This window comes from Tropicimonas sp. IMCC34011, assembly GCF_003390865.1.
Taxonomy (GTDB): Bacteria; Pseudomonadota; Alphaproteobacteria; order Rhodobacterales; family Rhodobacteraceae; genus Tropicimonas_B.
Genome location: NZ_QMEJ01000003.1, coordinates 460,881 through 483,883 on the forward strand (window position 1 = coordinate 460,881; position 23,003 = coordinate 483,883).

The 23,003-nt window shown below is 66.6% G+C and carries 25 protein-coding genes and 1 tRNA gene; 7 read left to right on the forward strand and 19 right to left on the reverse strand.

Translation table 11 applies throughout. The features are described from left to right. Positions 1–63: 63 nt before the first annotated feature. The 10 genes from rpmE to ffh all read right to left on the reverse strand — a co-directional run bounded on the left by rpmE (position 64) and on the right by ffh (position 6,115). The gene (gene rpmE, locus DQG15_RS11705; protein WP_116085436.1) at positions 64–285 is read right to left on the reverse strand and encodes a 50S ribosomal protein L31; all 222 of its coding nucleotides are present in this window, start codon (positions 283–285) and stop codon (positions 64–66) included. An 11-nt stretch (positions 286–296) separates the two neighbouring features. After that, on the reverse strand, positions 297–674 hold the full coding sequence (rplS, locus tag DQG15_RS11710; RefSeq protein WP_116085618.1) for a 50S ribosomal protein L19: 378 nt from the start codon (positions 672–674) through the stop codon (positions 297–299). Between the two features lie 52 nt (positions 675–726). Further along, complete coding sequence (gene trmD / locus DQG15_RS11715) at positions 727–1,596, reverse strand: tRNA (guanosine(37)-N1)-methyltransferase TrmD (protein ID WP_116085437.1); 870 nt, start codon at positions 1,594–1,596, stop codon at positions 727–729. Continuing rightward, a complete protein-coding gene (locus DQG15_RS11720; protein WP_116085439.1) occupies positions 1,593–2,462 on the reverse strand; it encodes a hypothetical protein in 870 nt (289 codons plus the stop codon). Before DQG15_RS11720 ends, trmD begins: the two co-directional genes overlap by 4 nt. A 68-nt stretch (positions 2,463–2,530) precedes the next feature. After that, positions 2,531–2,692, reverse strand: coding sequence for a DUF1328 family protein (locus DQG15_RS11725; RefSeq protein ID WP_116085441.1), 162 nt, complete (start codon positions 2,690–2,692; stop codon positions 2,531–2,533). A gap of 90 nt (positions 2,693–2,782) precedes the next feature. Further along, the gene (gene rimM, locus DQG15_RS11730) at positions 2,783–3,292 is read right to left on the reverse strand and encodes a ribosome maturation factor RimM (RefSeq protein WP_116085442.1); all 510 of its coding nucleotides are present in this window, start codon (positions 3,290–3,292) and stop codon (positions 2,783–2,785) included. Positions 3,293–3,368: 76 nt separating this feature from the next. Next, positions 3,369–3,755: a 30S ribosomal protein S16 gene (gene rpsP, locus DQG15_RS11735; RefSeq protein ID WP_116085444.1), complete on the reverse strand. Its 387-nt coding sequence runs from the start codon at positions 3,753–3,755 to the stop codon at positions 3,369–3,371. A gap of 5 nt (positions 3,756–3,760) precedes the next feature. Then, complete coding sequence (locus tag DQG15_RS11740) at positions 3,761–4,096, reverse strand: chorismate mutase (protein WP_116085445.1); 336 nt, start codon at positions 4,094–4,096, stop codon at positions 3,761–3,763. Further along, complete coding sequence (locus DQG15_RS11745) at positions 4,093–4,581, reverse strand: GNAT family N-acetyltransferase (RefSeq protein ID WP_116085447.1); 489 nt, start codon at positions 4,579–4,581, stop codon at positions 4,093–4,095. The genes DQG15_RS11740 and DQG15_RS11745 overlap by 4 nt, the downstream gene beginning before the upstream one ends. Before the next feature lie 40 nt (positions 4,582–4,621). Beyond that, a complete protein-coding gene (ffh, locus tag DQG15_RS11750) occupies positions 4,622–6,115 on the reverse strand; it encodes a signal recognition particle protein (protein ID WP_116085448.1) in 1,494 nt (497 codons plus the stop codon). 292 nt (positions 6,116–6,407) lie between these two features. Between ffh and DQG15_RS11755 the strand changes: the two genes are divergently transcribed. After that, positions 6,408–7,292, forward strand: coding sequence for a LysR family transcriptional regulator (locus DQG15_RS11755; protein WP_116085450.1), 885 nt, complete (start codon positions 6,408–6,410; stop codon positions 7,290–7,292). 52 nt (positions 7,293–7,344) lie between these two features. Beyond that, positions 7,345–7,418 (forward strand) — tRNA-Gly (locus DQG15_RS11760). A gap of 170 nt (positions 7,419–7,588) precedes the next feature. Here DQG15_RS11760 and DQG15_RS11765 read toward each other — a convergent pair. The 4 genes from DQG15_RS11765 to DQG15_RS18190 form a co-directional block, all read right to left on the reverse strand. Then, the gene (locus DQG15_RS11765) at positions 7,589–8,452 is read right to left on the reverse strand and encodes a hypothetical protein (RefSeq protein ID WP_116085451.1); all 864 of its coding nucleotides are present in this window, start codon (positions 8,450–8,452) and stop codon (positions 7,589–7,591) included. A 111-nt stretch (positions 8,453–8,563) separates the two neighbouring features. Next, positions 8,564–9,772, reverse strand: a complete 1,209-nt coding sequence (locus tag DQG15_RS11770; RefSeq protein WP_157968971.1) for a CsgG/HfaB family protein — start codon at positions 9,770–9,772, stop codon at positions 8,564–8,566. A gap of 94 nt (positions 9,773–9,866) precedes the next feature. Next, a complete protein-coding gene (locus tag DQG15_RS11775; RefSeq protein WP_157968972.1) occupies positions 9,867–10,385 on the reverse strand; it encodes a hypothetical protein in 519 nt (172 codons plus the stop codon). 100 nt (positions 10,386–10,485) lie between these two features. Continuing rightward, on the reverse strand, positions 10,486–11,148 hold the full coding sequence (locus DQG15_RS18190; protein ID WP_157968973.1) for a hypothetical protein: 663 nt from the start codon (positions 11,146–11,148) through the stop codon (positions 10,486–10,488). 492 nt (positions 11,149–11,640) lie between these two features. Here DQG15_RS18190 and DQG15_RS11785 point away from each other — a divergent pair, with 492 nt between their 5' ends. After that, positions 11,641–13,422, forward strand: coding sequence for an ABC transporter transmembrane domain-containing protein (locus DQG15_RS11785; protein WP_116085458.1), 1,782 nt, complete (start codon positions 11,641–11,643; stop codon positions 13,420–13,422). 100 nt (positions 13,423–13,522) lie between these two features. After that, positions 13,523–15,412 carry an acyl-CoA synthetase gene (locus DQG15_RS11790; protein WP_116085460.1) on the forward strand — a complete coding sequence of 630 codons (1,890 nt, stop codon included), beginning with the start codon at positions 13,523–13,525 and terminating at the stop codon, positions 15,410–15,412. Positions 15,413–15,460: 48 nt separating this feature from the next. On the opposite strand, the gene DQG15_RS11795 is transcribed toward DQG15_RS11790, so the two are convergent. Both DQG15_RS11795 and DQG15_RS11800 read right to left on the reverse strand, forming a co-directional pair. Beyond that, a complete protein-coding gene (locus DQG15_RS11795) occupies positions 15,461–16,603 on the reverse strand; it encodes a lipase family protein (RefSeq protein ID WP_116085461.1) in 1,143 nt (380 codons plus the stop codon). Positions 16,604–16,680: 77 nt separating this feature from the next. Then, the gene (locus tag DQG15_RS11800) at positions 16,681–17,148 is read right to left on the reverse strand and encodes a DUF6795 domain-containing protein (RefSeq protein WP_116085463.1); all 468 of its coding nucleotides are present in this window, start codon (positions 17,146–17,148) and stop codon (positions 16,681–16,683) included. Between the two features lie 224 nt (positions 17,149–17,372). Here DQG15_RS11800 and DQG15_RS11805 point away from each other — a divergent pair, with 224 nt between their 5' ends. Beyond that, positions 17,373–17,861, forward strand: a complete 489-nt coding sequence (locus DQG15_RS11805; protein ID WP_157968974.1) for a hypothetical protein — start codon at positions 17,373–17,375, stop codon at positions 17,859–17,861. Beyond that, complete coding sequence (locus DQG15_RS11810; RefSeq protein ID WP_232830813.1) at positions 17,848–20,403, forward strand: HWE histidine kinase domain-containing protein; 2,556 nt, start codon at positions 17,848–17,850, stop codon at positions 20,401–20,403. Before DQG15_RS11805 ends, DQG15_RS11810 begins: the two co-directional genes overlap by 14 nt. A gap of 207 nt (positions 20,404–20,610) precedes the next feature. On the opposite strand, the gene DQG15_RS11820 is transcribed toward DQG15_RS11810, so the two are convergent. The 3 genes from DQG15_RS11820 to DQG15_RS11830 are packed head-to-tail and all read right to left on the reverse strand — an operon-like array spanning position 20,611 to position 22,259. Then, positions 20,611–21,228, reverse strand: a complete 618-nt coding sequence (locus DQG15_RS11820; protein WP_116085468.1) for a glutathione S-transferase — start codon at positions 21,226–21,228, stop codon at positions 20,611–20,613. Then, positions 21,225–21,455: a zinc-binding dehydrogenase gene (locus DQG15_RS11825; RefSeq protein ID WP_232830814.1), complete on the reverse strand. Its 231-nt coding sequence runs from the start codon at positions 21,453–21,455 to the stop codon at positions 21,225–21,227. The genes DQG15_RS11820 and DQG15_RS11825 overlap by 4 nt, the downstream gene beginning before the upstream one ends. 33 nt (positions 21,456–21,488) lie before the next feature. Continuing rightward, on the reverse strand, positions 21,489–22,259 hold the full coding sequence (locus DQG15_RS11830) for a DeoR/GlpR family DNA-binding transcription regulator (RefSeq protein WP_116085471.1): 771 nt from the start codon (positions 22,257–22,259) through the stop codon (positions 21,489–21,491). 74 nt (positions 22,260–22,333) lie between these two features. Here DQG15_RS11830 and DQG15_RS11835 point away from each other — a divergent pair, with 74 nt between their 5' ends. Continuing rightward, positions 22,334–22,963: a TIGR00725 family protein gene (locus DQG15_RS11835; protein ID WP_116085472.1), complete on the forward strand. Its 630-nt coding sequence runs from the start codon at positions 22,334–22,336 to the stop codon at positions 22,961–22,963. Positions 22,964–23,003 lie beyond the last annotated feature (40 nt).

The following is a 23,003-nucleotide window of genomic DNA, read 5'->3' on the forward strand; positions in this document are numbered from 1 at the left end:
GAAAAAAGACGCCCCGGCGGAGGATCCGCCGGGGCGCTGGTCTTGCATCGCAGGGAGGCCTTCTCAGAAGCCGAGACCTGCGTACTTGTTCTTGAACTTGGAGACGCGGCCGCCCTGGTCCATCAGGCGGGTCGAGCCGCCGGTCCAGGCCGGGTGGGACGTCGGGTCGATGTCGAGGGTGAGCTGATCGCCCTCTGCGCCCCAGGTCGACTTCATCTGAACGACGGTGCCATCGGTCATCTTGACGTCGATGAGATGGTAGTCGGGATGGATTTCCTTTTTCATCGCGTCTCTCCTCAGGCTTCTTTCTTCGGCTTGTAGCCGGTGTCCTCGGCGATCCGGGCGGATTTGCCACGGCGCGACCGCAGGTAGTACAGCTTCGAGCGACGCACCCGACCGCGGCGGATCACGGTGATGCTGTCGATGTTCGTGGAGAACAGCGGGAAGACGCGCTCGACGCCCTCGCCGAAGCTGATCTTCCGAACGGTGAAGCTGCCTGCGATGCCGGCGCCGTTCTTGCGGGAGATGCACACACCTTCGTAGTTCTGCACACGGCTGCGCGTGCCCTCGGTCACCTTGTAACCGACGCGGATGGTGTCGCCCGCCTTGAAATCGGGAATGGTCTTGTCGAGACCGGCGATCTGCTCGGCCTCGAGTTCTGCGATCAGATTCATCTGTCGCTCCTCATGTTGCCCGCGGTTTTTGTCCGCGAAGGTGTCTGCGCCCTCAGAGCTCTCGGTCTCCGCCCGGGTCCCCATCGTCGGCCACATCGCCGCGATAAGCCCGCCAGAGGTCAGGGCGCCGTTGCTTCGTCAGCCTTTCGGCCTGGTCGCGCCGCCATGTCTCGATCCTTGCGTGATGCCCAGAGAGGAGAACCTCTGGCACCTCGCGATCTTTCCAGACAGCCGGCCGCGTGTACTGCGGGTGTTCGAGAAGCCCCGAGGAAAAGCTTTCCTCCTCGATGGAATCACGATTCCCGAGCACGCGGGGTATAAGGCGGACCGTGGCGTCAATCAAGGCCTGCGCGGCGATCTCGCCGCCGGTCAGCACGAAGTCCCCGAGGGAGACTTCCTCGACCCCGTGCGCCTCCAGAACGCGCTCGTCCACACCCTCGAACCGCCCGCACAGAAGCGTCATTCCCTCCGCTTTCGACCAGCGCTCGGCATCGGCCTGCCTGAAGGGCTTGCCGCGGGGGGAGAGGTAGAGGACGGGCCAGCGGGCGCGGTCCCCGGGTGTGCCCGCGGAAGCCACGCCAAGCGCGCGATCCACCACGTCGGGGCGCAGGACCATGCCGGCGCCGCCGCCGGCCGGCGTATCGTCCACGTTGCGATGCTTGCCGACGCCGAAGGCGCGCAGGTCGATGGGCTCGAGCGCCCAGAGCCCCTCGTTCAGCGCCTTGCCGGTCAGGGACAGGCCGAGCGTGCCGGGGAAGGCTTCGGGAAAGAGCGTGATGATCCGCGCCGTCCAGGCGTCCTTGAGACGCGGATTGGGCGTCATCAACTCGCGGGGGCGGGCGCTTGCGGAGATCGCGAGCCGCCCGTGGGAGCGCATGGCCGGGGCGTCGCCGTCGGTCCGGGGATCGTCGGTGTCGCTCATGCCGTTTCACCCAAGGTTTCCAGGCGGCGGGCGAGGCGGGTCAGCGCTTCGGCCTCCTCGGGGTGCCTGGTCGCGATCTGGCCTGCGATGTCGTCGAGGCGCGCGGGGCGGGGCATTCCGGCCGCCGCGTCCGGCAGAACGTCCAGAAGGGCATCGGAGCGGTCTGCGAACTGCCACAGAAGCGGCGCATCCGCCGCGCCGACCACGGTCTCGAACGCTCGCGGCACGTCACCCCGGCCGATCAGGCGCGGCGCGGCGACAGGATGGGTCGCGAGAAGGACGACGGCGAGGCGGTCACGCGGCGCGCGGGTGCTGTCGTGACGCGCAAGCAGACGGTCCATTCCGGCAGGAGCCTCGCCCGGATCGAGCAGCAGAGGGGTCAGCGCGTCTTCCACGTGACCAAGGCGCGGGGCCACTTCCGGCAGCGTGTCGAGGCGGGCGAGGGCGCGAAGGACCGGCTCCGACGGCTGGCCTCTCTCCGCTTCAGCTCTCGCAATCGCTCCGTCCACATGGGCGGCGATCTCTCGGTCGACCGGTGCTGTCCTAGCATCGCCGCGGCGGGCCACGCGCATCAGGAGGACGGCGACAAGCGCGAGCAGCGCCCAGGGAAGAACGGGCATGACCGGCAGATCCAGGAGATCATGCATGGCGATGCCAGCGGCCAGAAGAACGGCTGCGCCGAGCGCCACGACCGGAAGCGCGAGCAGCAGAGCGCCCGCCGGGCGGCCGGGGCGCGAGACCACGAGCCAGGCCGTTCCGAGGGCAGCGAAGACACCGATGGACCAGTACGGCGCGCCTCCAGCGCCTGCCGCGACGGGAGCGGCGTAGAACAGCAGCGTTGCTATGAAGGTCAGCGGCCGGCGCATCGGATCCTCGGGCAGAGCGGGTGGCACCCTACATAGCGTGCCGCCCGCGCTCGCGAAACGCCGCGCGATCACGCGATGGCGATAATTCCAAGGACGACCAAGACGAAGAGCACAAGCACGATCCCGATCAGGAACTTCGCGCCGGTCAGGGCCACGCCGGAAATGGAGTTGAAGCCGAGCAAGGCCGCGATCGCGGCCACGGCGAGAAGGATGAGAATGATTTCCAGCATGGGACCTGCCTTTGATGTCCGCCCGCAGGATCGCGGGCCGAAGGGCAACGGCAGATCGCATTCCGGAGTTCCCCGCGGCAGGCAGAGGGATCAGAACAGTCCCTCGGGCGGATCCGCCACGACCCGCCCCGCCGCGATGTCCACTGTCGGAACGATCTCGCGGGTGAAGGGGACGAGGACGGTGGATTTGAGACCCGGTCCGAAGACCTCGAGCAAATCCCCGGCGCCGTGATCGTGGATCGCGCGAATGCGTCCGAGCACCGTGCCGCCGGTATCGACGACGTCGAGGCCGATCAGGTCGGCGTGATAGAATTCGTCATCCGGCAGATCCGGCATCTTCGAGCGCAGCGCGAAAAGCCGCGTGCCCTTGAGGGCATCCGCCTCCTCCTTGGTGCGCACGCCGGAGAGACGCGCCGCAAAGGCACCCTTGATCGATTTGCCGAGGGTGAGATCGAAGCTGCGCGCACCGTCCTCGGTCGTCAGCGGCGCATAGTCCGCGACGGCCGCGGGGTCGGCCGTGAAACTCTTGAGGCGCACTTCGCCGCGCACTCCGAAGGAGCCGGCGATTGCCGCGACGCAGATGCGCTCGGGGTGGGTCATGGGGGTCCCTCCGGACAGGGGCGGCCGGGCGCCCGGACCGGCCCGCGCCACGATCAGCGCGGGCCGGCGGATCGGATCACTCCGCGGAGGCTTCCTCGGCGGGCGCCTCGGCCGCTTCCTTGGCCGCGGCGTCGCGCGCAGCGCGCTCGCTCGCACGGTCCTGCGCCTTCTTGCCCGGCTTCGCCTTGTTGGGGTTGTTGCGCTCGGCCTTGTCGCGCACGCCGGCAGCCTCGAGCATCCGCGCGATCCGGTCGGTCGGCTGGGCGCCCTGGGCGATCCAGTGCTGCACGCGCTCGATGTCCATCTTCACGCGGTCCTCGCTGTCCTTGGGCAGGAGGGGATTGTAGGTGCCGAGCTTCTCGATGAAGCGGCCGTCGCGGGGCATGCGGCTGTCGGCGGCGACGATGCGGTAGAACGGACGCTTGTTGCTGCCCCCGCGGGACAGGCGGATCTTCATGGCCATGGTGTTTACTCCTTGATGGCGGTCGCGCCGGTCTCTCCGGCGGAATCCTTGTGGGCTTCGTGGTGCTTGATGACTTCCTGAATGATGAAATTCAGGAACTTGCGCGCGAAGTCGGGGTCGAGATCGGCCTGCTTCGCGAGATCCTCCAGCCGTGCGATCTGAGTCTGCTCACGGGCAGGGTCGGAGGGGGGCAGGTCGTGGCTGGCCTTGAGCCGGCCTACGGCCTGGGTGTGCTTGAACCGCTCGCCGAGCGTGTAGACGAGGATCGCATCGAGGCGATCGATGCTCTCGCGATGCTCGCGCAGCAGCGACGCGGCGCGGGAGGCGGGATCCTCGCTCATGCGCGCCTCCCGGACGGAAGGGCGGCCGCCCCGGCGCGCCGGGCGGAGCGCAGGATCGCGGTGTCGAGGTAGGAAACATAGTTCCGCGGGCCGGTGAGGGCGCGGGCATGATCAGCGGCGGCGATGGACGCTTCCTCGCCAAGGCCGGCGCGTTCAGCCGCCGGGCGCATGAGGCGCACGGGACCGGGCCCCTCGCTCTCGGCTGCCACCGGGACGAAGCCCGCGATGCCGCCGCCCTGACGCCGCTCAGCCACCCAGTACCCGGTGCCGTCCAGCGACCAGCCGGCCAGCATGGAGCCGAAGCGCGCGCGGGCCGCCTCCCGCGATCCGCCCGTCACGACGTGCCACGCCTCGAAATCGGAGAGGCGCGGCGCGCGCAGGCGCAGACGCGCGGTCAAGAGGACCGGCATCACGGCGCCGAGCATGGCAGCGTGATCGTAGGCGCCGGGCGTCGTGCCCCCGGAAGACATGCCGGTGGCCATCATGACGCGATCTTCCCCGAACGGGTCGACATAAGGGGCCGGTTCATCGCTTCTTCCCCAAGCCGCTCAGACCGGAGGGAAGGCCGCCGCCGCCGAAGCCGCCCATGCCGGGCATCCCGCCCTGAAGCTGGCGGGCGGCCTTCTGCATCGTTGCCGCATCCATGCCCTGAAGCGCGGCCGGATCGGGCTGCTCGCCCTTGCCGAACATGCCGCCCATCATCTGTTTCAGCAGGCCCTTCTTGCCCATCTTCTTCATCATGTCGGCCATCTGGCGGTGCATCTTCAGAAGACGGTTGAGTTCCTGAACCTCGAGGCCCGCGCCCGCGGCGATCCGCTTCTTGCGGCTTGCCTGCAGGATGGCGGGGTTGGCGCGCTCTTTCTTGGTCATGGACTGGATCAGGGCGATCTGGCGCTTGATCATCCGGTCGTCGAAGCCGGCCTCGCCCATCTTGCCCTTCATCTTGCCCATGCCCGGCATCATTCCCATGACGCCTTCCATGCCGCCCATCTTCATCATCTGTTCGAGCTGCATGCGCAGATCGTTCATGGAGAAGTGGCCCTTCTGGAGCCGCTTCATCATCTTCTCGGCCTGTTCGGCCTCGATGGTCTGCTGCGCCTTCTCGACCAGCGAGACGATGTCGCCCATGCCGAGGATCCGGCCGGCGATCCGCTCGGGGTGGAACTCCTCGATGGCGTCCATCTTCTCGCCGAGGCCGACGAACTTGATGGGCTTGCCGGTGACGGCGCGCATGGAGAGGGCCGCGCCGCCGCGCCCGTCACCGTCCATCCGGGTCAGAACGACGCCGGAGACGCCGATCTTGCCGTCGAATTCCTCGGCGACGTTCACCGCGTCCTGGCCGGTGAGGCCGTCCACCACGAGTAGCGTCTCGCGGGGTTTCACGATGTCCCGGACCGCGGCGGCCTCGGCGATCAGCGCCTCGTCGATATGGAGGCGGCCCGCGGTGTCGAGCATGTAGACGTCATAGCCGCCGAGGGAGGCCTGCGTCTTGGCCCGCCGGGCGATCTGTTCGGGGCGCTCGCCGGGAACGATGGCCAGCGTGTCGACGCCGACCTGCTGGCCGAGGATCGCGAGCTGCTCCATGGCGGCGGGGCGGTTCACGTCGAGCGAGGCCATGAGGACCCGCTTGTTCTGCCGCTCCTTGAGCCGCTTGGCGAGCTTGGCGGTCGTCGTCGTCTTGCCCGACCCCTGCAGGCCGACCATCAGGATCGGGGCAGGGGCGTTGTCGATCTTCAGGCTGCCCGGCTCGCCTTCGCCCGTCAGGACCGCGATCAGCTCGTCATGGACGATCTTCACGACCTGCTGGCCGGGCGTGACGGACTTCGTGACGGCCTGACCGGTCGCCTTGTCCTGCACCGCCTTGACGAAGTTCCGGGCGACCGGCAGCGACACGTCCGCCTCCAGCAGCGCGACGCGAACCTCGCGCAGCGCCGTCTTGACGTCGTCTTCGCTCAGGGCGCCCTGTTTCGTCAGGCGCTCGAACACGCCGGACAGGCGGTCTGACAGGCTCTCGAACATCGCGCGGCTCCTTGCCGTCTCGGCTCAATCGGACCCGCAAACGCCAGCTGCGCCGGTGGGCGCAACGCGCTGACCGGCGGCGATCCCCCATATAAGGAGGACCGGAAATCTGGCGATCTCCGGGTTTGCGGGGCCGATACGCCGCCGGGGGCGGTCGAGTCAAGACGTTCCTGACAGGTTCGTGCGCCCGCGCGCGGCGCGCTTGCACAGATGCACAGACTAAGGCACATCTGCACATATCCCCTGCCGGCGGCTTCGCCGCGGGCATCCCTCTGTTCAGGAGACCTCCGGCATGACGCCTGGAAGCTGGGACGAAATCCGGACCGCCTACCAAGTGGCCCGCCTGGGCACCGTATCGGGTGCGGCGCAGGCTCTCGGTGTACACCATGCGACGGTGATCCGCCACGTCGATGCCCTGGAAGCGCGCCTTGCGACCAAGCTGTTCCAGCGCCATGCGCGGGGCTACACGCCGACCGACAACGGCGAGGAGCTCCTCAAGGTCGCGGCCGCCCTCGACGATCAGCTCGAACAGCTCACCGGGCGGCTGAAGGGGCGGGGGACGGATGTCTCCGGCGAACTCGTCGTCACCACGATCCTCGCGCTCGCCCCCCGGCTGACGCCGATCCTCCAGGATTTCATGGAAGAGCATCCGGGCGTGCGCATCCGGTTCATTACCGACAGCCGACTTTTCCGGCTCGAATACGGCGAGGCGCATGTCGCCCTGCGCTTCGGCGCGCAGCCCAAGGAGCCGGACAACATCGTCCAGAAGATCGGCGAGACCTCCATCGGCCTCTATGCTTCCCGCGCCTATGTGGACCGGTACGGGCCGATGAAGGAGGGCGAGTGGACCAAGCACCGCTTCATCTCGCCCGACATGGAAGACAGCAGGGCTCCCTTTGCCCGCTGGATGGATGCGACGATCCCGGTCGAGCAGATCGTCTTCCGCGCCAACGACACCCGGGTGTCCCGCGACGCGATCGAGGCCGGTCTCGGCTGCGGATTCATGTTCCGGTGGGATGCGGAGGAGCGGGACGACATCGTCCAGATGCTGGCCCCGAGGGAGGACTGGGCGACGCCGATCTGGCTCGTCACCCATGTCGATCTGCACCGCACCGCCCGCGTCCATGCCTTCACGAGCTTTCTCAAGGACCGCGCCCGGGAGTGGATCAAGTCGTAGCGGCCGCGCTTGCTTGACCGGGGCCGGGGCATGGCCTAAGCCAAGGGTCAGCGCGGGTATGGTGTAATGGTAGCGCCCTAGCCTTCCAAGCTAGTCGTGCGGGTTCGATTCCCGCTACCCGCTCCACTTCCTTTTCCAGATGTTTCGAAACGGCTGCCGGTTCATCGGGACCGCGATGCGCCTCGCGGCGCTCGTGCATCGGCGTCCCGTTTGGCGGCACGAAAAAAAAGGGCCGCGCGATGCGCGGCCCCAGGTGTGGTCCCCGAGTGGTGACTTACTCGGATCCCGGTCTTCGATCAGTTGTCGTCGTCGCCGTCGATGCAGGTGCCGCCGCACCCCGTCCCGAAGAACGTGGCGTTGACTTCGGCGGTGTTGATCGCACCGGCGGCGGTGGAGCCGATGTCGCCAACGCCGATGTTGCCGGCGCCGAGGGACGCGGAGATCGAGCCGTTGATCGTGGCGCCGTTGCTCTCGCCGTCGTCGTTGATCGCGGCGCTGATGACGCCGATGCCGGAGCCGAAGGTGGCGGAAGCCATGGCTTCGGACATCGTGTTGCTCGTGTTGGCAGCAGAGCTGGAGTCGATGATCGCACCGTTCTCGGTCAGGTCGAAGTTGCCGGTGTTGACGGCGCCGGCGGCCAGCGACTTGATGTCACCGATCGTCTGGGTCGAGGCGTTGATGCTGCCGGAGAGTTCGGCGGTCGAGTTGGAGGCGCTGCTCGCGGAGCTGGCCGCTTCGCTCGCGGTGTCGGTCACGTTGGTCAGGTCCTCATCGAAGGAGCCTTCGAACGCGCCGGGGCCGTCGACGTTGTTGCCGAACGTGTCGGACGCCGCACCGTCGGTAGCGGCGCTGAGTTCGCTCGTGATGCTCGTGATGTCGAAATCGATCGAGTTGTCGCTCTCGGACTCGGAAGCCTCTTCGCTGTTCTCGGATGCCGTGGAGCCCGAGAAGTCGAATGCGCCGCCCGAAACGCCGTCGACGGTGACGTCGATGGAGCCGTCGATGGCCATGTCGTTCAGCGCGATGGCGGCGAACGATGCCGGCACGCTGGCAAGGACATCATCGCTGAGGCCGTTGAACGCGTCGACGACCTGGGCGGAGGCGCCGCCGGCGGTCAGAAGGGCGGCCGCGGCCGCGCTGAGGAGAAGTTTGGTGGTCATTTTTTAAAGTCCCTTCGATCCGTCCAGCCTTCCGCCATGCTGGTTGGGTCACTGATAAAGGGTGCGGCGGCACCTATGCGGGTCCTTTCGGGATCGCGCATTCTTGCGTGGTCAGCCGGCGATCTCCTCCCCGGACAGTCCCTCGTTCGCTGCCGCCTCGGCCTCTTCGGGCAAGTCCGGCGATGTCTGCTCCGGCGCGGCGTTGACCGCTCCGGCTTTCACGGGCTGCGGCTGCTGCCGTGGCACGCAGTCGAGCCTTGGGCCGACGCAGGCCGGCGCTGCCTTGGCGGCGGCCGCCCTTGCCTCGATCTCCGCCCGGTCGCGGCGCTCCGCCTCCGCTTTCTCGGCGAGTTCCCGTGCCTGCTGCTCCCGTGCGAGATGGGCGCGGGTCTTGCCCTTGGCGGGATCCTCGAGCGTCGCCGCAAGGGGGCTTGTCCGGACCGCCGCTGGCGCCGCGGTGCGCTCCGCCGCTGGCCGTGCCGCCGCCGTCTCAGGGGCGCTCGGCTCGGCACTCGCCGCCGCGGGGGCGATCTGCGCGTCGGCGCCGGAGGAGGACAGGGCCGTGTACTGCTCGCGCCGCTTGGCATTGAGGTCGCGGAGCTGCTCGCCCGTGGTCGCGATGCCGGTGACGGAGCCGACCTCCTCGTCCAGCAGATCGACGCAGAACTCGTACTTCTCGGGCGGCATCATCTGCGCCAGGAGCTCGAAGGTCGCGAGCTGGAGCATCTGGCGGAGGGCATAGTTGACCGCCTCGCGCCGGGACGTGCCGGCCTCGATATCGACGACGTTGCCACCGGTCAGCCTGGTGCCGAAGAGGTTGTACTCGTCCGCGAAGATCTGCTTTCGCAGGGCGACGTTGCCGTAGATCCGCCCGGTCGGGACATGGGTCACGGCGAGGTCGAGGCCGACGAGGACGCGGTTCTGGCGATAGTTCGGGCCGACGCCGGCGATCGAGACGCCCGCGCCGCCGCCCGGAATGAAGTCGAGCGAGTTGATGGAGCCGGTGATGACGAAGGTCGCCGGGATCTGGCGCTGAAGGTCGATCAGGCCCCACTGTCCCTCGAGGGCGGATGTGCCCATGTCGCGCCGGTTGATCAGCGTGACGCCGGTCTTGAAGAGGGCGGACTGGACGATGTCGCCCGCGCCCTGGGTGACGAACTTGCCGGTCCCTTCGGAGTTGTTCTGGTAGGTGCCGGTCTGGTCCGGGATCCCTCCGACAGCGAAGGTGAGGGAGCTGTTGACCTTGCCCTTGAGGCAGGCGAGCGCGTCGTCGAAGGGCGTCACGATATCAACGATGGCCGGCCCCTCGATGAGGGACATGTCCTTCTTCACCCCAGCCCCCATGCTGCACGCAGCGGTTGCTGCGCAGAGAGCGAGGGTGGCGACTATTTTGGCTGGCCTGATCATGCGGGGCTCAGCAGGTCATTCCGCCGGAATTGGATGCCGACGAAGACGTTCCCGAGGAGATGTCGATCCCGTCCACGACGGACGTCGACATCTGGATTGAGCCATCCTGGCAGCCGTTCGAATCGGCGGAGGAGCCGATGCCGATGGTGTTTCCGCTGCCATCTATGCTGATGTCGGTCGTGGTGTTGGTCTGGGCGCCGATGGTGGTGGTCGAAGTGGTGTTGCCGGTGCCGTCCGCGGTGCGCTGTTCGACCGTGACGGAGGACCCTTCGGCCGCCTCCACCGACATCGCGCCGACGGAATGATCGTAATAAGTGTTGAGGGTATTGCGGCCGATTGCGTCGTAGTAGCCCTCTTCGAGCTTCTTCTGCGTATCGGCCACGGTCAGGCGGTAGGTCTTTTCGCTGCTGTTTCCGAAGCCCCAGCTTCCGGACCACGACCGGCCTGCCGAAAGTTCCTGCGCCGTCGCGGTTGCACTGGCTGTCATCAGGCCGAGCAGAACCACGGCACTAAATGCCTTATTCATCTTGTCACCCTCGTTTCGATTTCCCAGGTTCAGGCGGTCGTTGAATGCCGCCCATTATTTCCGGGATAATTCTTATCGGGCCTGGGCCCTGGTTTTTATCTCATCGGTTCAGCGAACTGGTATTGGGGGAGGACGGTGCCGTCGGCGCCGTCGGGGATGTCGGAGAACTCGGGGACCCGGAACTCTGGCCGCCCTGGCTTGCGCTGGCGGAGGCCCGTCCGCCGCCGGCCCGGGCCGCGGAGGCCTGGTCGCCCTGGCTTGCGGAGGCCCCGGCGGACCCGCCGCCGGCCTCGGCCGCGCTGCTTTCGTCCCCCTGGCTGGCACTTGCGCCGGCCGAGCCGCCACCGGCTTCGGCGGAGGATCCCTCCTCCTCGCCGTCATCCGGACCGCCCGGATTGTCTGGATTATCAGGGTTTTCCGGGTCGTCGGGGTTCTGAGGCGTATCGTCGTCGTCCTCTTCGGACCCGCAATTGCCGCTCACGAGACCTGCGGTACCGCCCGCCCCCGGGCTGCTGCCATCGGGGCAGGCGGCAACGACGACGGAGGCGACGCAATCGTCTCCGTCGATCAGGGGCTCGACCGGAATGGCCGCGCCTTCCTTGGTGTACATCACGGCCGTTTCACGGTCGTCACATGTCAGGGGACCTTGGTCATCCACGGCGGCGAAGGGTGAATTCACGTCTCTCGAGACGCGGGCTTCGTCACACGCGGAGATGAGAGGCATTGCTCCGCACAGGATATAGGTAAAAGCGCGAAACTTCATAAAGCGGCCTCCCAAAACGACGCGAGAAGCGGCTGCGCAACAACACACATGCACGGTACGCTGGAACTCGGTCAAAAAACACTGCCCGGACGATGTGCGAAATTCCGCCGGGCCTGACCGTCATTGACCACAACTTACGCATTCGGGGAAGAGGTAAACGTAAGGTAAACCTAAATGCGGCACTCCCTGAGCGTGCTGAGACATATTTTCAACACAATCTTTCTCAGGGTGCAGAATGGATCAACCTTAGGTAGTACTGGCATAATTGTGATAATATTTCCTCACTATCGCAATTCTGGATTCTATTTTGCGTTTCGCAATTCAAGCTTTCAAGACCTGTTTAAAAGACTGTCAGGAGTTCTGACCTGATCCGTGCCGTGATTCGGCGAAGCGCATGTCGATTCGCCCGCGCCATAGGGACGCAAGGGTCCGGGGGCGAGTTGATTCGAGGCGCCCGGGCGGCTATCCGCGCCCGAAAGAGCAGGAGCCAGCATGTCAGGTCAGACGGAAGAACGCGCGGGCTCGCGCCGGGTGGGAGCGTTGCGCGGGCTGGCCCCCTTCTTCGCGCCGTATCGCGGCAAGGTCGCTCTCGCACTTTTCGCCCTGTGCCTGACGGCAGGGGTCTCGCTCGTCCTTCCGCTTGCCGCGCGCCGCGTGGTGGACGGCTTCGCTGGCGGGGATTTCGCCCTCCTCGATCGCTACTTCCTCGCCGCATTCCTCCTCGCCGCCATCTTCGCCATGGGGACGGGCCTTCGCTATCTCGTGGTCACACGCCTCGGCGAGCGGGTCGTGGCGGACATCCGCATGGCGGTGTTCGACCGGATGATCGGGATGAGCCCTACCTTCTACGAGCGGTTGATGACGGGCGAGGTGCTGAGCCGGATCACGACGGACACGACGCTCCTTCTCTCGGTCGTCGGCTCTTCCGTCTCCTGGTTCCTGCGCAACCTCCTTCTGTTCGCCGGCGGTCTCGTGATGATGTTCGTCACGTCGCCCAAGCTGACGCTGATGGTGCTCGGCATCGTGCCGCTCGTCGCGCTGCCGATCGTGGCGCTCGGCCGCCGGCTGCGGCATCTCAGCCGCGACAACCAGGATCTGATCGCCGAAAGCTCCGGCCGGGCCTCCGAAGCTCTGCAGGCCGCGCAGACGGTCCAGGCCTTCAGTGCCGAAGGCGCGACCAGTGCGCGCTTCGCCGAGGTCACGGAGAGAAGCTTCGTGGCAGCCAAGGCGCGGATCACGGTGCGCGCGCTCCTGACCGTCATCATCATCTTCGTCGTGTTCTCGGGGATCCTCGGCACGCTCTGGATCGGAGCGCGGGACGTCGGCGCGGGCGCCATGACAGGCGGCGAGCTGGTGCAGTTCCTGATCTACTCGGGGATCATGGCCGGCTCCGTCGCCGCTTTGTCCGAGATCTGGGGCGAGCTTCAGCGCGCGGCCGGCGCGACCGAGCGGCTGGTCGAGCTCCTCGCCGCGGCCGACAGCGTGCACGATCCCGACGTGCCGCAGGTCATGACGGCCGCGCCAAGGGGGGAGATCGCGTTCGAGGACGTTTCCTTCCACTATCCGTCCCGCCCGGGCGAGAGGGCGCTGAACGAGGTCTCCTTCAGCATCGCTCCGGGGGAGACGGTCGCGCTGGTGGGTCCGTCCGGCGCCGGCAAGAGCACGGTGCTCCAACTTCTCCTGCGGTTCTACGATCCCGCCTCCGGTCGGATCCGCCTCGACGGGGTGCCGCTGTCGGAGATGACGCGAGCCGCCTTCCGCCGGGCCATCGCGCTGGTGCCGCAGGATCCCGTGATCTTCTCCGGCTCCGTGCGGGACAACATCCGCTTCGGCCGGCCCGAGGCAGGCGATGCCGAGGTCGAAGCCGCCGCCGCGGCCGCCGCGGCGCACGACTTCGTTCTCAATCTGCCCGAGGGCTACGATACGGAAGTCGGCGAACGCGGGGTGATGCTGTCCGGCGGGCAGAAGCAGCGCATCGCCATCGCCCGCGCGATCCTGCGGGACGCGCCGGTCCTGCTGCTCGACGAGGCGACGAGCGCGCTCGACGCCGAAAGCGAGCGGGCGGTTCAGGATGCGGTGGGTGCGCTGTCCCAGGGCCGTACGACGATCATCGTCGCGCACCGCCTCGCCACGGTGAAGCAGGCGGACAGGATCCTCGTTTTCGAAAGCGGCCGGATCGTCGCCTCCGGAACCCATGACGCGCTCGTCGCCGAGGGAGGCCTCTATGCCCGCCTCGCGCGGCTCCAGTTCACCGACGGCGCGAGCGCGGCCTAGTCTGTCGCCGCGTCAGGGTTGCCGGCTCGGCGCAAGCCTTCCAGACTTGACTGAGGGACGAACCCGGCCACCTGCTGGGGATCTGGGAGGAGAGATCAGCATGCCGTTCGCCAGTGCCGCAGATGCGCGCCGTTACACCGATGAGATGCCGTGGAAGGCGCGCGATCTCCCCGTCAGCGTCCACGCCCTTCTGGCCCGAACGGCAGGCACCTATGCCGCCGCACCGGCGATCAGCTACCAGCTCTTCTCGGATCCCGGCGCGAAGGCCGAGACGCTCAGCTGGGAGGAGCTGCGGGCGCAGGTCACGCAGGCCGCCAATCTCTTCCGTTCCCTCGGCGTCGGGGAGACGGACGCCGTCGCGTTTCTCCTGCCCAATTGCAACGAGGCCGTCGTCACGCTTCTGGCCGGCGCGACGGCCGGCATCGTAAACCCGATCAACCCGCTTCTGGAGCCGCAGCAGATCGCATCGATCTTGCGGGAGACCGGGGCGAAGGTGCTGGTCACGCTGAAGTCCTTCCCCAAGACCGACGTCGCCCAGAAAGCCGCCGAGGCCGTCGCCCATGCACCGAACGTGAAGCACGTTCTGGAAGTCGATCTGCTGCGCTACGTGACAGGCCTCAAGAAGCTCATCATCCCGGCGATCCGCCCCAAGAACAAGGCGCCCCACAACGCCACCGTTCAGGAGTTCCGCAAGGCGATCGCGACGCAGAACGCAAGCGCGCTCGATTTCACCGAAAGTGCCGGCGACCGTGTCGGGGCCTACTTCCATACCGGCGGTACGACCGGGATGCCCAAGGTCGCCCAGCACCTTCATTCGGGCATGATCTACAATGGCTGGCTCGGATCCGAGCTGCTGTTCGACGACCGGGACGTCGTGATCTGCCCGCTGCCGGTCTTCCATGTCTTCGCGGTGTATCCGATCCTGATGTCCGCGCTGTCCTCCGGCGCGCATGTCGTCTTCCCGACACCCGCCGGCTATCGCGGGGAGGGGACGTTCGACAATTTCTGGAAGCTGGTCGAGCGCTGGAAGGTCACGTTCGTCGTCGGCGTTCCGACCGCCTTCGCCGCATTGATGCAGCGCCCGGTGGATGCCGATCTGTCCACTCTCAAGACCGCCTTCTCCGGCTCCTCCCCGCTTCCGGTCGAACTCTTCCGCCGGTTCGAGAAGGCGACGGGGGTGACGATCTGCGAGGGTTACGGCCTGACGGAGGCGACCTGTCTCGTCTCGATCAATCCGGTGGAGGGCGAGAAGAAGATCGGCTCCGTGGGTGTGCCGTTTCCCTATACCGACGTTCGCATCCTGGTGCACAGGGATGGCGAGGTGACCGAGTGCGAGACGGATGTGGTGGGCGAGATCTGCGTCGCCAATCCGGGCGTCTTCCCCGGCTCGACCTACACCGAGGCGGCGAAGAACAAGGAACTGTTCCACTACGACCGGTATCTCAGGACCGGCGATCTGGGGCGCCTCGACGCGGATGGCTATCTCTGGATCACCGGGCGCGCGAAGGACCTCATCATCCGCGGCGGACACAACATCGATCCCGCCGTGATCGAGGAAGCGTTGTCCGCCCACGAGGAGGTCGCGCTCAGCGGTGCGATCGGCCAGCCGGACGCGCATTCGGGCGAACTTCCCTGCGCCTATGTCGAGCTCGTCACGGGCGCGACGGTGACGGAGGCGGAGCTGCTGGACTTCGCGCGCAACCGCATCTCCGAGCGGGCCGCGGTGCCGAAGTATCTCGAGATCATGGATGAGCTGCCGAAGACGGCCGTGGGCAAGATCTTCAAGCCGGAGCTGCGCAAAAGGGCCATCGCCCGCGTCTACGACGCCGCCCTGTCCGAGGCCGGCGTGGGCGCCGAGGTGGTCGAGGTCGTCGAGGACAAGAAACGCGGTCTCGTCGCGCGACTGAAGGTGCGGGACGGCGCTGGCGTCGAGGATGTCCAGCGTGCCCTTGGCGCCTATACCCGTCCCTGGGAACTGGTCGAGCAGTGAGAAAAGCTGGGGCGCGCCGCGACGAAAGCGGCGCGCCCCCGCCTCAGGTCACGACAGCAGGTTGACCGCGCGGGACGCGGCGGCGCTCACGCCGCGCATCATCAGTTCCAGCGCGTAGCGCAGGAAGGCGGCGGTCACGTCGGCCGAGCTGTTCAGCGCTGAGGTCGTGCTGCGGCCAACGAATTTCATCACCGCCTTCACGAAGCGCAGCAGGTAGGAGCCGATCTTCGCGGAGAGCCGGGCGGCATGGACGAGCAACGCCGCGAGCTGGTCGAGAATGGTCATCGCGGCGGTCAGGACGCTGCCGAGCACGACTTCCGCCAGAGCGATGATGCCCTTCAGCGCCTTGCCGAGCGCCCAGAAGGCCGCGGAGGAGAACATGTTCCGTCCCTCGGCCTTGTTCAGCCAGTAATCGACATCGTGGAAGTTCGGAACGTTCACCCGCACCGGCCAGCCCGAGGCCGGCATTCCGGGGATGTAGGTCTGCTTCATCGAATGCGCGGCGACGCTGATCGTGCCCTGTCCGCCGTCGACGGAATAGTCGCAATCGTCGGGATGGCAGAACGGGAAGACCGGGATCATCGGCACGGGATCGGCCAGGGCATAGACACGGCGGACATTGTGCGTCCCGAGCTTGCGGGTCAGCGGGCGGGTGAAGAACGCCGTTCCCGCCCGCGGCGCGCCGAAGGTGTAGAGCTTGACGTCCGCCCGCTCCGCGAAGCCGTACTCGGCGGCGAACATCGTCGCGATGGCCCCGCCGAGGGAGTGCCCGCAGACATGCAGCGTCGTGAGGTTCTTGCCGCGAAGTGCCTCCCGCACCTGCATCGCCATGGACTTGTAGACCCTGTGGAAGCCGGCATGCACGGGGAAGCCGCCGGGCCCCCGGTCGAGCGCGATGTTGAAGTTGGAGGCCCAGTCCGCTCCCGAGGAGAAATGCGTGCCGCGGCAGACGAGGGCGTATTCCCCCTGGGTTCCGCGCTTCTTCAGCAACATGCCGAAGCCCGTTTCGGGCCGGATGAATGCGCCGGAGCGACCGGTCAGACGGGTCGCGCTCTGGTCTATGTCGAACGCGTCGAGGATCGAGGTGTTGGCGCTGTTGCCGGCAATCGAGGCAACGAGGTTCTCGTTCATGCGGAGGTTGTAAACGGCCTGGGAAAGTTGCGCGGCCATGGCGCCGGAAAGCAGTGTCATCCTTTGAACTCCGAGAAAAACGGGTTGATCTGGAAATATGTCTGTCCGGGCCGGGCGAGAGGCCCGATCCGGTCGTGTCAGTCGCCCATCGGGCGGCAGGTGCCGTAGAAAAAGCCTCCGGCAGCCGGCTCCGCTCCAGCGGTGCACTCCATGCGAAGGGGGGCTCCGTCGAGCTCGCCGTTCAGATTGTAATCATGCTTGTAGAGCGTGAGGATCGTCGTGGCGGAGCCGTCCGCCACCGCGGTAAAGACCTGCTCGACGACGGGTTCGTGGGGCAGCAGGCTGGCAAGGAAGCTCCGTCCGGTCACGGTGCCGAAGCTGAAGCCGCCGGATGCGTCCGTGGTGACGGTATCCGCGCCTGTCTTCTTGCCCCAGGTCCATGCGCGGGTCACATCCGCGCCTGAAACGGGGGCACCGTCTTCGGAGACCAGGCGACCGTCGACCGGTGAGCAGAGAATGAAGTCTTTAGCCAAAGCCGCGCCACTCCCGGAGAAAAAAAGAATGAGGACCAGCACGAACGTCGCCGGTCTGAACAGGCCCACCATCTGACGACCCACTTAAATCTACAATCAATGACGGTATAGTGACCCGGCGTGAGGCACTGTGCAACTTCTTTCCGCCGGTGTCTGGATTTAGGAGGAAGCGCCCGGCGGCGTCGTGCCGGTTTAAACTGGTTTGCTCGGGCGGTCTTTGAGCCTCCTGAGGCTGTTGTTCACCGCGCCGAGCGCAGGCAGATTGGGTCGCCGTGACCGTAACGATGAGACACCTGTTGAGGACCGCCACCGCGAACGATCACGAGCGGGTGGACGCGGCGTTCTCCCGCTTCGACCTCTCCACCGCCGAGGGGCGCGCCGGTTTTCTGGCTGCGCATAAAGGGGCGTCGGCGGACTGTCTCGCCCGCGGGGCCCAGTCCGAGCCGGAGTGCCTCGACATGGTCGCGCGACTTGCAGACGGCGGTTCGGGGCGTATTTCCCAGGGCGGGTTCGACCCGCTTGCGATCCGTTACGTCTTTCTCGGCGCCCGGTTCGGCCTCGGCGTTCTGAAGCGGCAGTGGATCGAGGCCGGCGGTCCCGCAAACGAGTCGCTGTTTGACGAAACCGGGCCGGGGGAGGAGTGGAGAGGCCTCCTTGACGTTCTGGCCGCCCTGGATCCGGAAAGCCCTCGCGCGGCGCGGATCCTGGACGATGTCCGCGCCATCTTCGCCATCTTTGCCTTGCACGCCAGCCACGGGACGACCGATCGCCTTGAGCCAGCCTGACCATACCACCGTCGATCTTACGAATTGTGACCGGGAGCCTATTCAGTTCCTCGGTCACGTTCAGGATTTCGGCTGCCTTCTCGCCCTGTCGTCGGACTGGATGATCCGCCACGCCTCCGCCAACACGGAGGCGTTCCTCGGCCGCAAGGCCGAGGATCTCGTCGGCACGCATCTGTCGGAGCTTCTGGGCGGGGAGGGGCTGCACCACATCCGCGGTGAGGTGCAGGTCTCCGGTCGCCACGGGGAGGGATCGCGGATCTTCGCCGTGGACGCGTTGGGCGACGGGCAGTTGTTCGACCTTATGGTCAATGTCGGCCCGCAGGCGATCATCGTGGAATTCGAGCGCGCCGGCATCAAGAGGCGGACCGATACCGCGTCCACCGTGCGCTCCCTGATCGCGCGGCTCAGCGGCCTGACCGACGAAAGACGCTTCTTCAACGATGCCGCGCGCTGCGTTCAGGCGCTCACCGGGTTCGACCGGGTCATGGTCTACCAGTTTCACGAAGACGATACGGGCGAGGTCGTCGGCGAGGCGACGACGCGGGGAATGGATCCGTTCGTCGGACTGCGCTACCCCGCGAGCGACATTCCGAAACAGGCCCGGGCGCTCTACCTGCGCAACCGCATCCGCCTCATCGCGGATGTCGATGCGCCGACGCACGGGATCGTCCCCCGGCACGGCGCCGACGGACAGCCGCTCGATCTGTCCATGGCCGCGACGCGCGCGGTCTCGCCGATTCATATCGAATACCTGAAGAACATGGGCGTATGCGCCTCCATGTCGATCTCGATCATCGTGCGCGGCAAGCTCTGGGGGCTGATCGCCTGCCATGGCAAGGACCCCCGCGCCGTCGACGTCGAGACGCGCACCGCGGCGGAACTCTTCGGGCAGCTCTTCTCGTACGAACTGGCGCAGAAGTGGCAGGACGCTGAGCTGTCCCTCGCAGAGACCGCGCGGGAGCTGCACAACGTCATCCTTGCCACGCTCTCCTCCGGCAATTCCCTCAGCAACACCTTCAGTGATCTCGCCGGAGAGATTTCGGAGGTCATCCCCCACGACGGCATCGTCCTGTATTCGGAGGGCGCTTTCGAGGCCTCCGGTTCGACGCCGACGCGGGAGGAATTCCTCGGGCTCGCGAGGTTTCTGAACACGGCCGGCGCCAGCCGCGTCTTCGCGACGGATCATCTCGCCGGCGTCTACGACCGGGCGGCGAGCTTCGGGGACCGCGCCGCCGGGGTCCTGGCGCTTCCGGTCTCGCGATCCCCGAGAGATTACATCGTCCTTTTCCGCCGGCCCATCGCGCAGACGGTGACCTGGGCCGGAAACCCGGAAAAACCGGTGGAGACGGGCCCCCACGGCATCCGCCTCACGCCGCGCAAGAGCTTCGAGGCATGGCAGGAGGTGGTGCATGACCGCTCCAGACCGTGGCGAGAGCGCGAGTTGCGGGCGGCGGAATCGCTTCGGGTGACGCTGCTCGAGGTCGTTCTGAAGATGAGCGACGATGCGCGGCAGGAGCGGGAGCGCGCGAGCAACAAACAGGACCTGCTGATCAGCGAGCTCAACCACCGCGTCCGCAACATTCTAAACCTCATACAGGGTCTCGTGGTTCAGAGCCGCAGCGGTGTCGCGTCCGTGGAGCAGTTCACGGACGTCCTCGGCGGGCGCATCCAGGCCCTGGCCCGCGCCCACGATCAGCTGACCGTTGGCGCGTGGGGCGCGCTGTCCCTAGCCGGGCTCATCCGGACGGAAACGCTCGCTTTCATCGGCGAGAAAGCGAGCCGCATCCGGTTTCAGGGTGACGACGTCATGCTGGAGCCGCAGGGCTTTTCCACCCTCGCGCTCGTCTTCCATGAACTGGTGACGAACTCCGCCAAGTACGGCGCGTTGTCGGACAGCCACGGCACGGTCACGATTCGCGCCACGCTCGAACCGGACGGTGCACTTTCCCTCGACTGGACCGAGCGGGACGGTCCGCCGGTCGCGCCGCCGACCCGGAGGGGCTTCGGCTCCACCATCATCGAACGATCGATCCCGTTCGAGCTTCACGGCAAGGCCGAGCTCGACTACGCGCTGACCGGCTTCAAGGCGCATTTCGGCGTGCCGAGCCGGTTCGTCGCCGGGCGGGCGACGGAGGAGGCCTCCCTGCCGGCCACCGGCAACCTGCCCGAGGGCAGCGCGCCTGCGCGCCTCGGCGGGGTCGTTATGCTTCTGGAGGACAACCTCATCATCTCGATGGACGCGCAGCAGGCATTGCTGTCTCTCGGGGCGGACGAGGTGGTCGCGGTGCCCTCGGTGGATTCCGCGCTGGCCGAACTCAAGAGCCGGGACGTGACCTTCGCACTTCTCGATGTGAACCTCGGCAGCGGCACATCGCTGGCGGTCGCGCGGGTGCTGTCGGAGCGGAAAATCCCCTTCATCTTCGCCACCGGCTACGGCGCGGAGCCGGCGATCGTCGAGGAATTCCCGCACGCCCGCTTCCTCACGAAGCCCTATGACGCCGGAACCATCGGCCGGGCGCTGGATGAGATCGTGAAAGGCTGATCCTGCGCCGGGAAGTTGGACCCCGCTCCTGCAGAGGCCCGTCAGACGAGAAGACCCGGCAGGTTCCCCGTATCTGCGGCTTCGTGGCAATGGTCGACGAAGGCCTGGATCGTGCGGGAGACGTGGGCGGCGCGGGACATGGCAGTGCCGAGCTGCAGCCGCGGGATCTCGGTTCGCAGCGGGATGACGTCTGACCGGAAATGGAGGTCAAGCGCCGGGGCGGGTCGCCACCATCGCGGGACGGGTCTCATAGCCGGCATACCACTCGGCGAGGGCGGAGCGGCCGTCGCGCCAGCCAATCTCCCCGAAGCGGAAATCCAGCCAACCGAGCGCGCATCCGTAGCTGATGGCGCCGATGTCGTGGCACTCCGCCTCAGGCACGTCCGCCTCCATCGCGTCGAGGCCGTCCGAGACCTTCTCGTGCTGCTTCTCGATCCAGAGCGGCCACCGGTGCTCTTCGGGGCGGATCACGGTTTCGTAGCGGACCAGCAGGGCGGCATCGAGCACCCCGTCCGCCAGGGCCTGCCGGCGGAGCGCCGTCCAGCGGGCGGGTCCGGCCGGGGGAAAGAGCCTGCCGCCGGTTTCGGCGTCCAGATACTCGCAGATCACACGGCTGTCGTAGAGCGCGGTGCCGTCGCCGGCCTGCGCGGCCGGTACCTTGGCCAGCGGGTTGAACGCCTTGATGCGCGCATCCCGCTCGACGGGGTTCGCTGCGCTCTCCAGCGTTTCGATGGTGCCGTCGAGCCCGAGCCCGAGCTCGTGCGCCGCGACCATGACCTTGCGAACGAAGGGAGAGGCCGGGCTCCAGTAAAGGGAGAGTTTCATCGCGTGGTATCCTCCTCGAATGTGAGGACGATCTTCCCGACATTCGTCCGGCTTTCCAGCAATTCGTGCGCGGCGGCCGCTTCGGTCAGCACAAATGGGTCGGACATGACCGGGCGGACCCTGCCAGCGCCGAGGAGCGGCAGACCGATATGCCGGCCGCCCGGCGCCATGCAGGCGAGGTGCTCGTTGACCGCATCGCCGCCGAGGATGCCGAGCGCGATGTCCACGTCCGCATCGCCGGTCAGCCGCAGGACGTTGGCCTAGGCCTTGCTAGGTGAATATGGCGCACGCGGTACATCGGTCCCGTCGATCACGGCATCAAAATCCGAGACGTCCGCGAAAGCGGATAGGGCGGTGCGGCCAAACTTGCTGGGAGTGGCAATCAGGAACTTTCTTGTAGCGGCGTTCATCGCTGCCTTTTTGACGGCGATCTTGGAGAGGTCGAAATCCATCACTCGCCCGTCCACGTCCACGGCGGAACAGCCGATCAGGGCGCAATCGACCCTCAACGCGGCGAGGGAGAGCATGATTTCCTCGCCCACGAGAGAGCCATCACGCCCCTCCACCTTTCGACCCAGGACATTGACGTCATGCGCTGCCGGGTCGAAGGCGAGGGCGACGCGCATCGAGTTGGTGAAGATGCGGAAGCCGGGGCGCCTGTTCAGGGCGATGGCCGTGATCTCGCAAGTTGTGCCGACGTCGACGAAGAGACTCGCGCCCTCGGGCAGCAGGTCCGCCGCCATTTCCGCGACGCGCTGCTTTTCGTCGATGGCGACGCCGCGCTTGTGTTCGTGATCGAGGCGCACCGTCTCCGTCGCGCCGATGCCGCCGCTGCCGATTCCCGCCCCGCCGTGGAAACGCTGCAACAAGCCTGCATCGGAGAGCAGGATGATGTCGCGCCGCACGGTCTGGGCGGAGACGTCGAACTCCTCGGCCATGCTTTCGATCGTGACGAATCCAAGGGACTCCACGCGCGCGAGAATTTCGGTCTGACGCCGGTTCAGGCGGGATCTTCGTGCGTTGCGTGTCATTTTTCTGGTCAGAAGCTCTCAGTGGTGTAATAAAACGTACATTAATGTAAAGCAGTCACGGAAGCGAGCGACGAATGATCCAACCGGTTTACCATCTGAAAGATGCGGACGTGTACGGGTCCGAAGGCCGCCTGGAAGCCTGGAGCTGGACCTGGCAGCCCGCGGCGGTGCCGGAGGGGGCGCGAGAGGTATCTGCGAGCGAGGTCATCGCCCATCTCAACAAGACGGGCGCGCGGCGAATCCCGGTCGGCGTTATAGGGCCGCGCGAGTGTGATGCCGCGAAGCTGACCCTTGCCGAAGAGGTCGGCGGGGCGATCGGCGCGCTCGGGCTGCCCATGATCTGCGGCGGGCGCACCGGCGTGATGGCAGCGGCGGCCAAGGGGTGTCGGGCCTCTGGCGGGCTGACGATCGGCATGCTGCCGGGGCATGACTGGCGCGAGGCCAATGACGATATCATGCTGCCGATCGCGACCGGGCTGAGCGAGGCGCGCAACATGATTATCGCCAAATCATGTGCCGTGCTGATCGCCATCGGAGACTCCTACGGCACGTTGAGCGAGATCGCCTACGGCCTGCATTTCTCGAAACCTGTCATCGTTCTGGCGGATGCGCCCGACTTGAAGGGTACGGAGCGGGCCGAGAGTGCCGAGGATGCGGTTGCGCGGCTGGCCGGTCATCTTCTCTCTAGTTCCGGAATGTCATAAAACTTACATTTTGGCGTGATGTGTAATATATACCTCACGT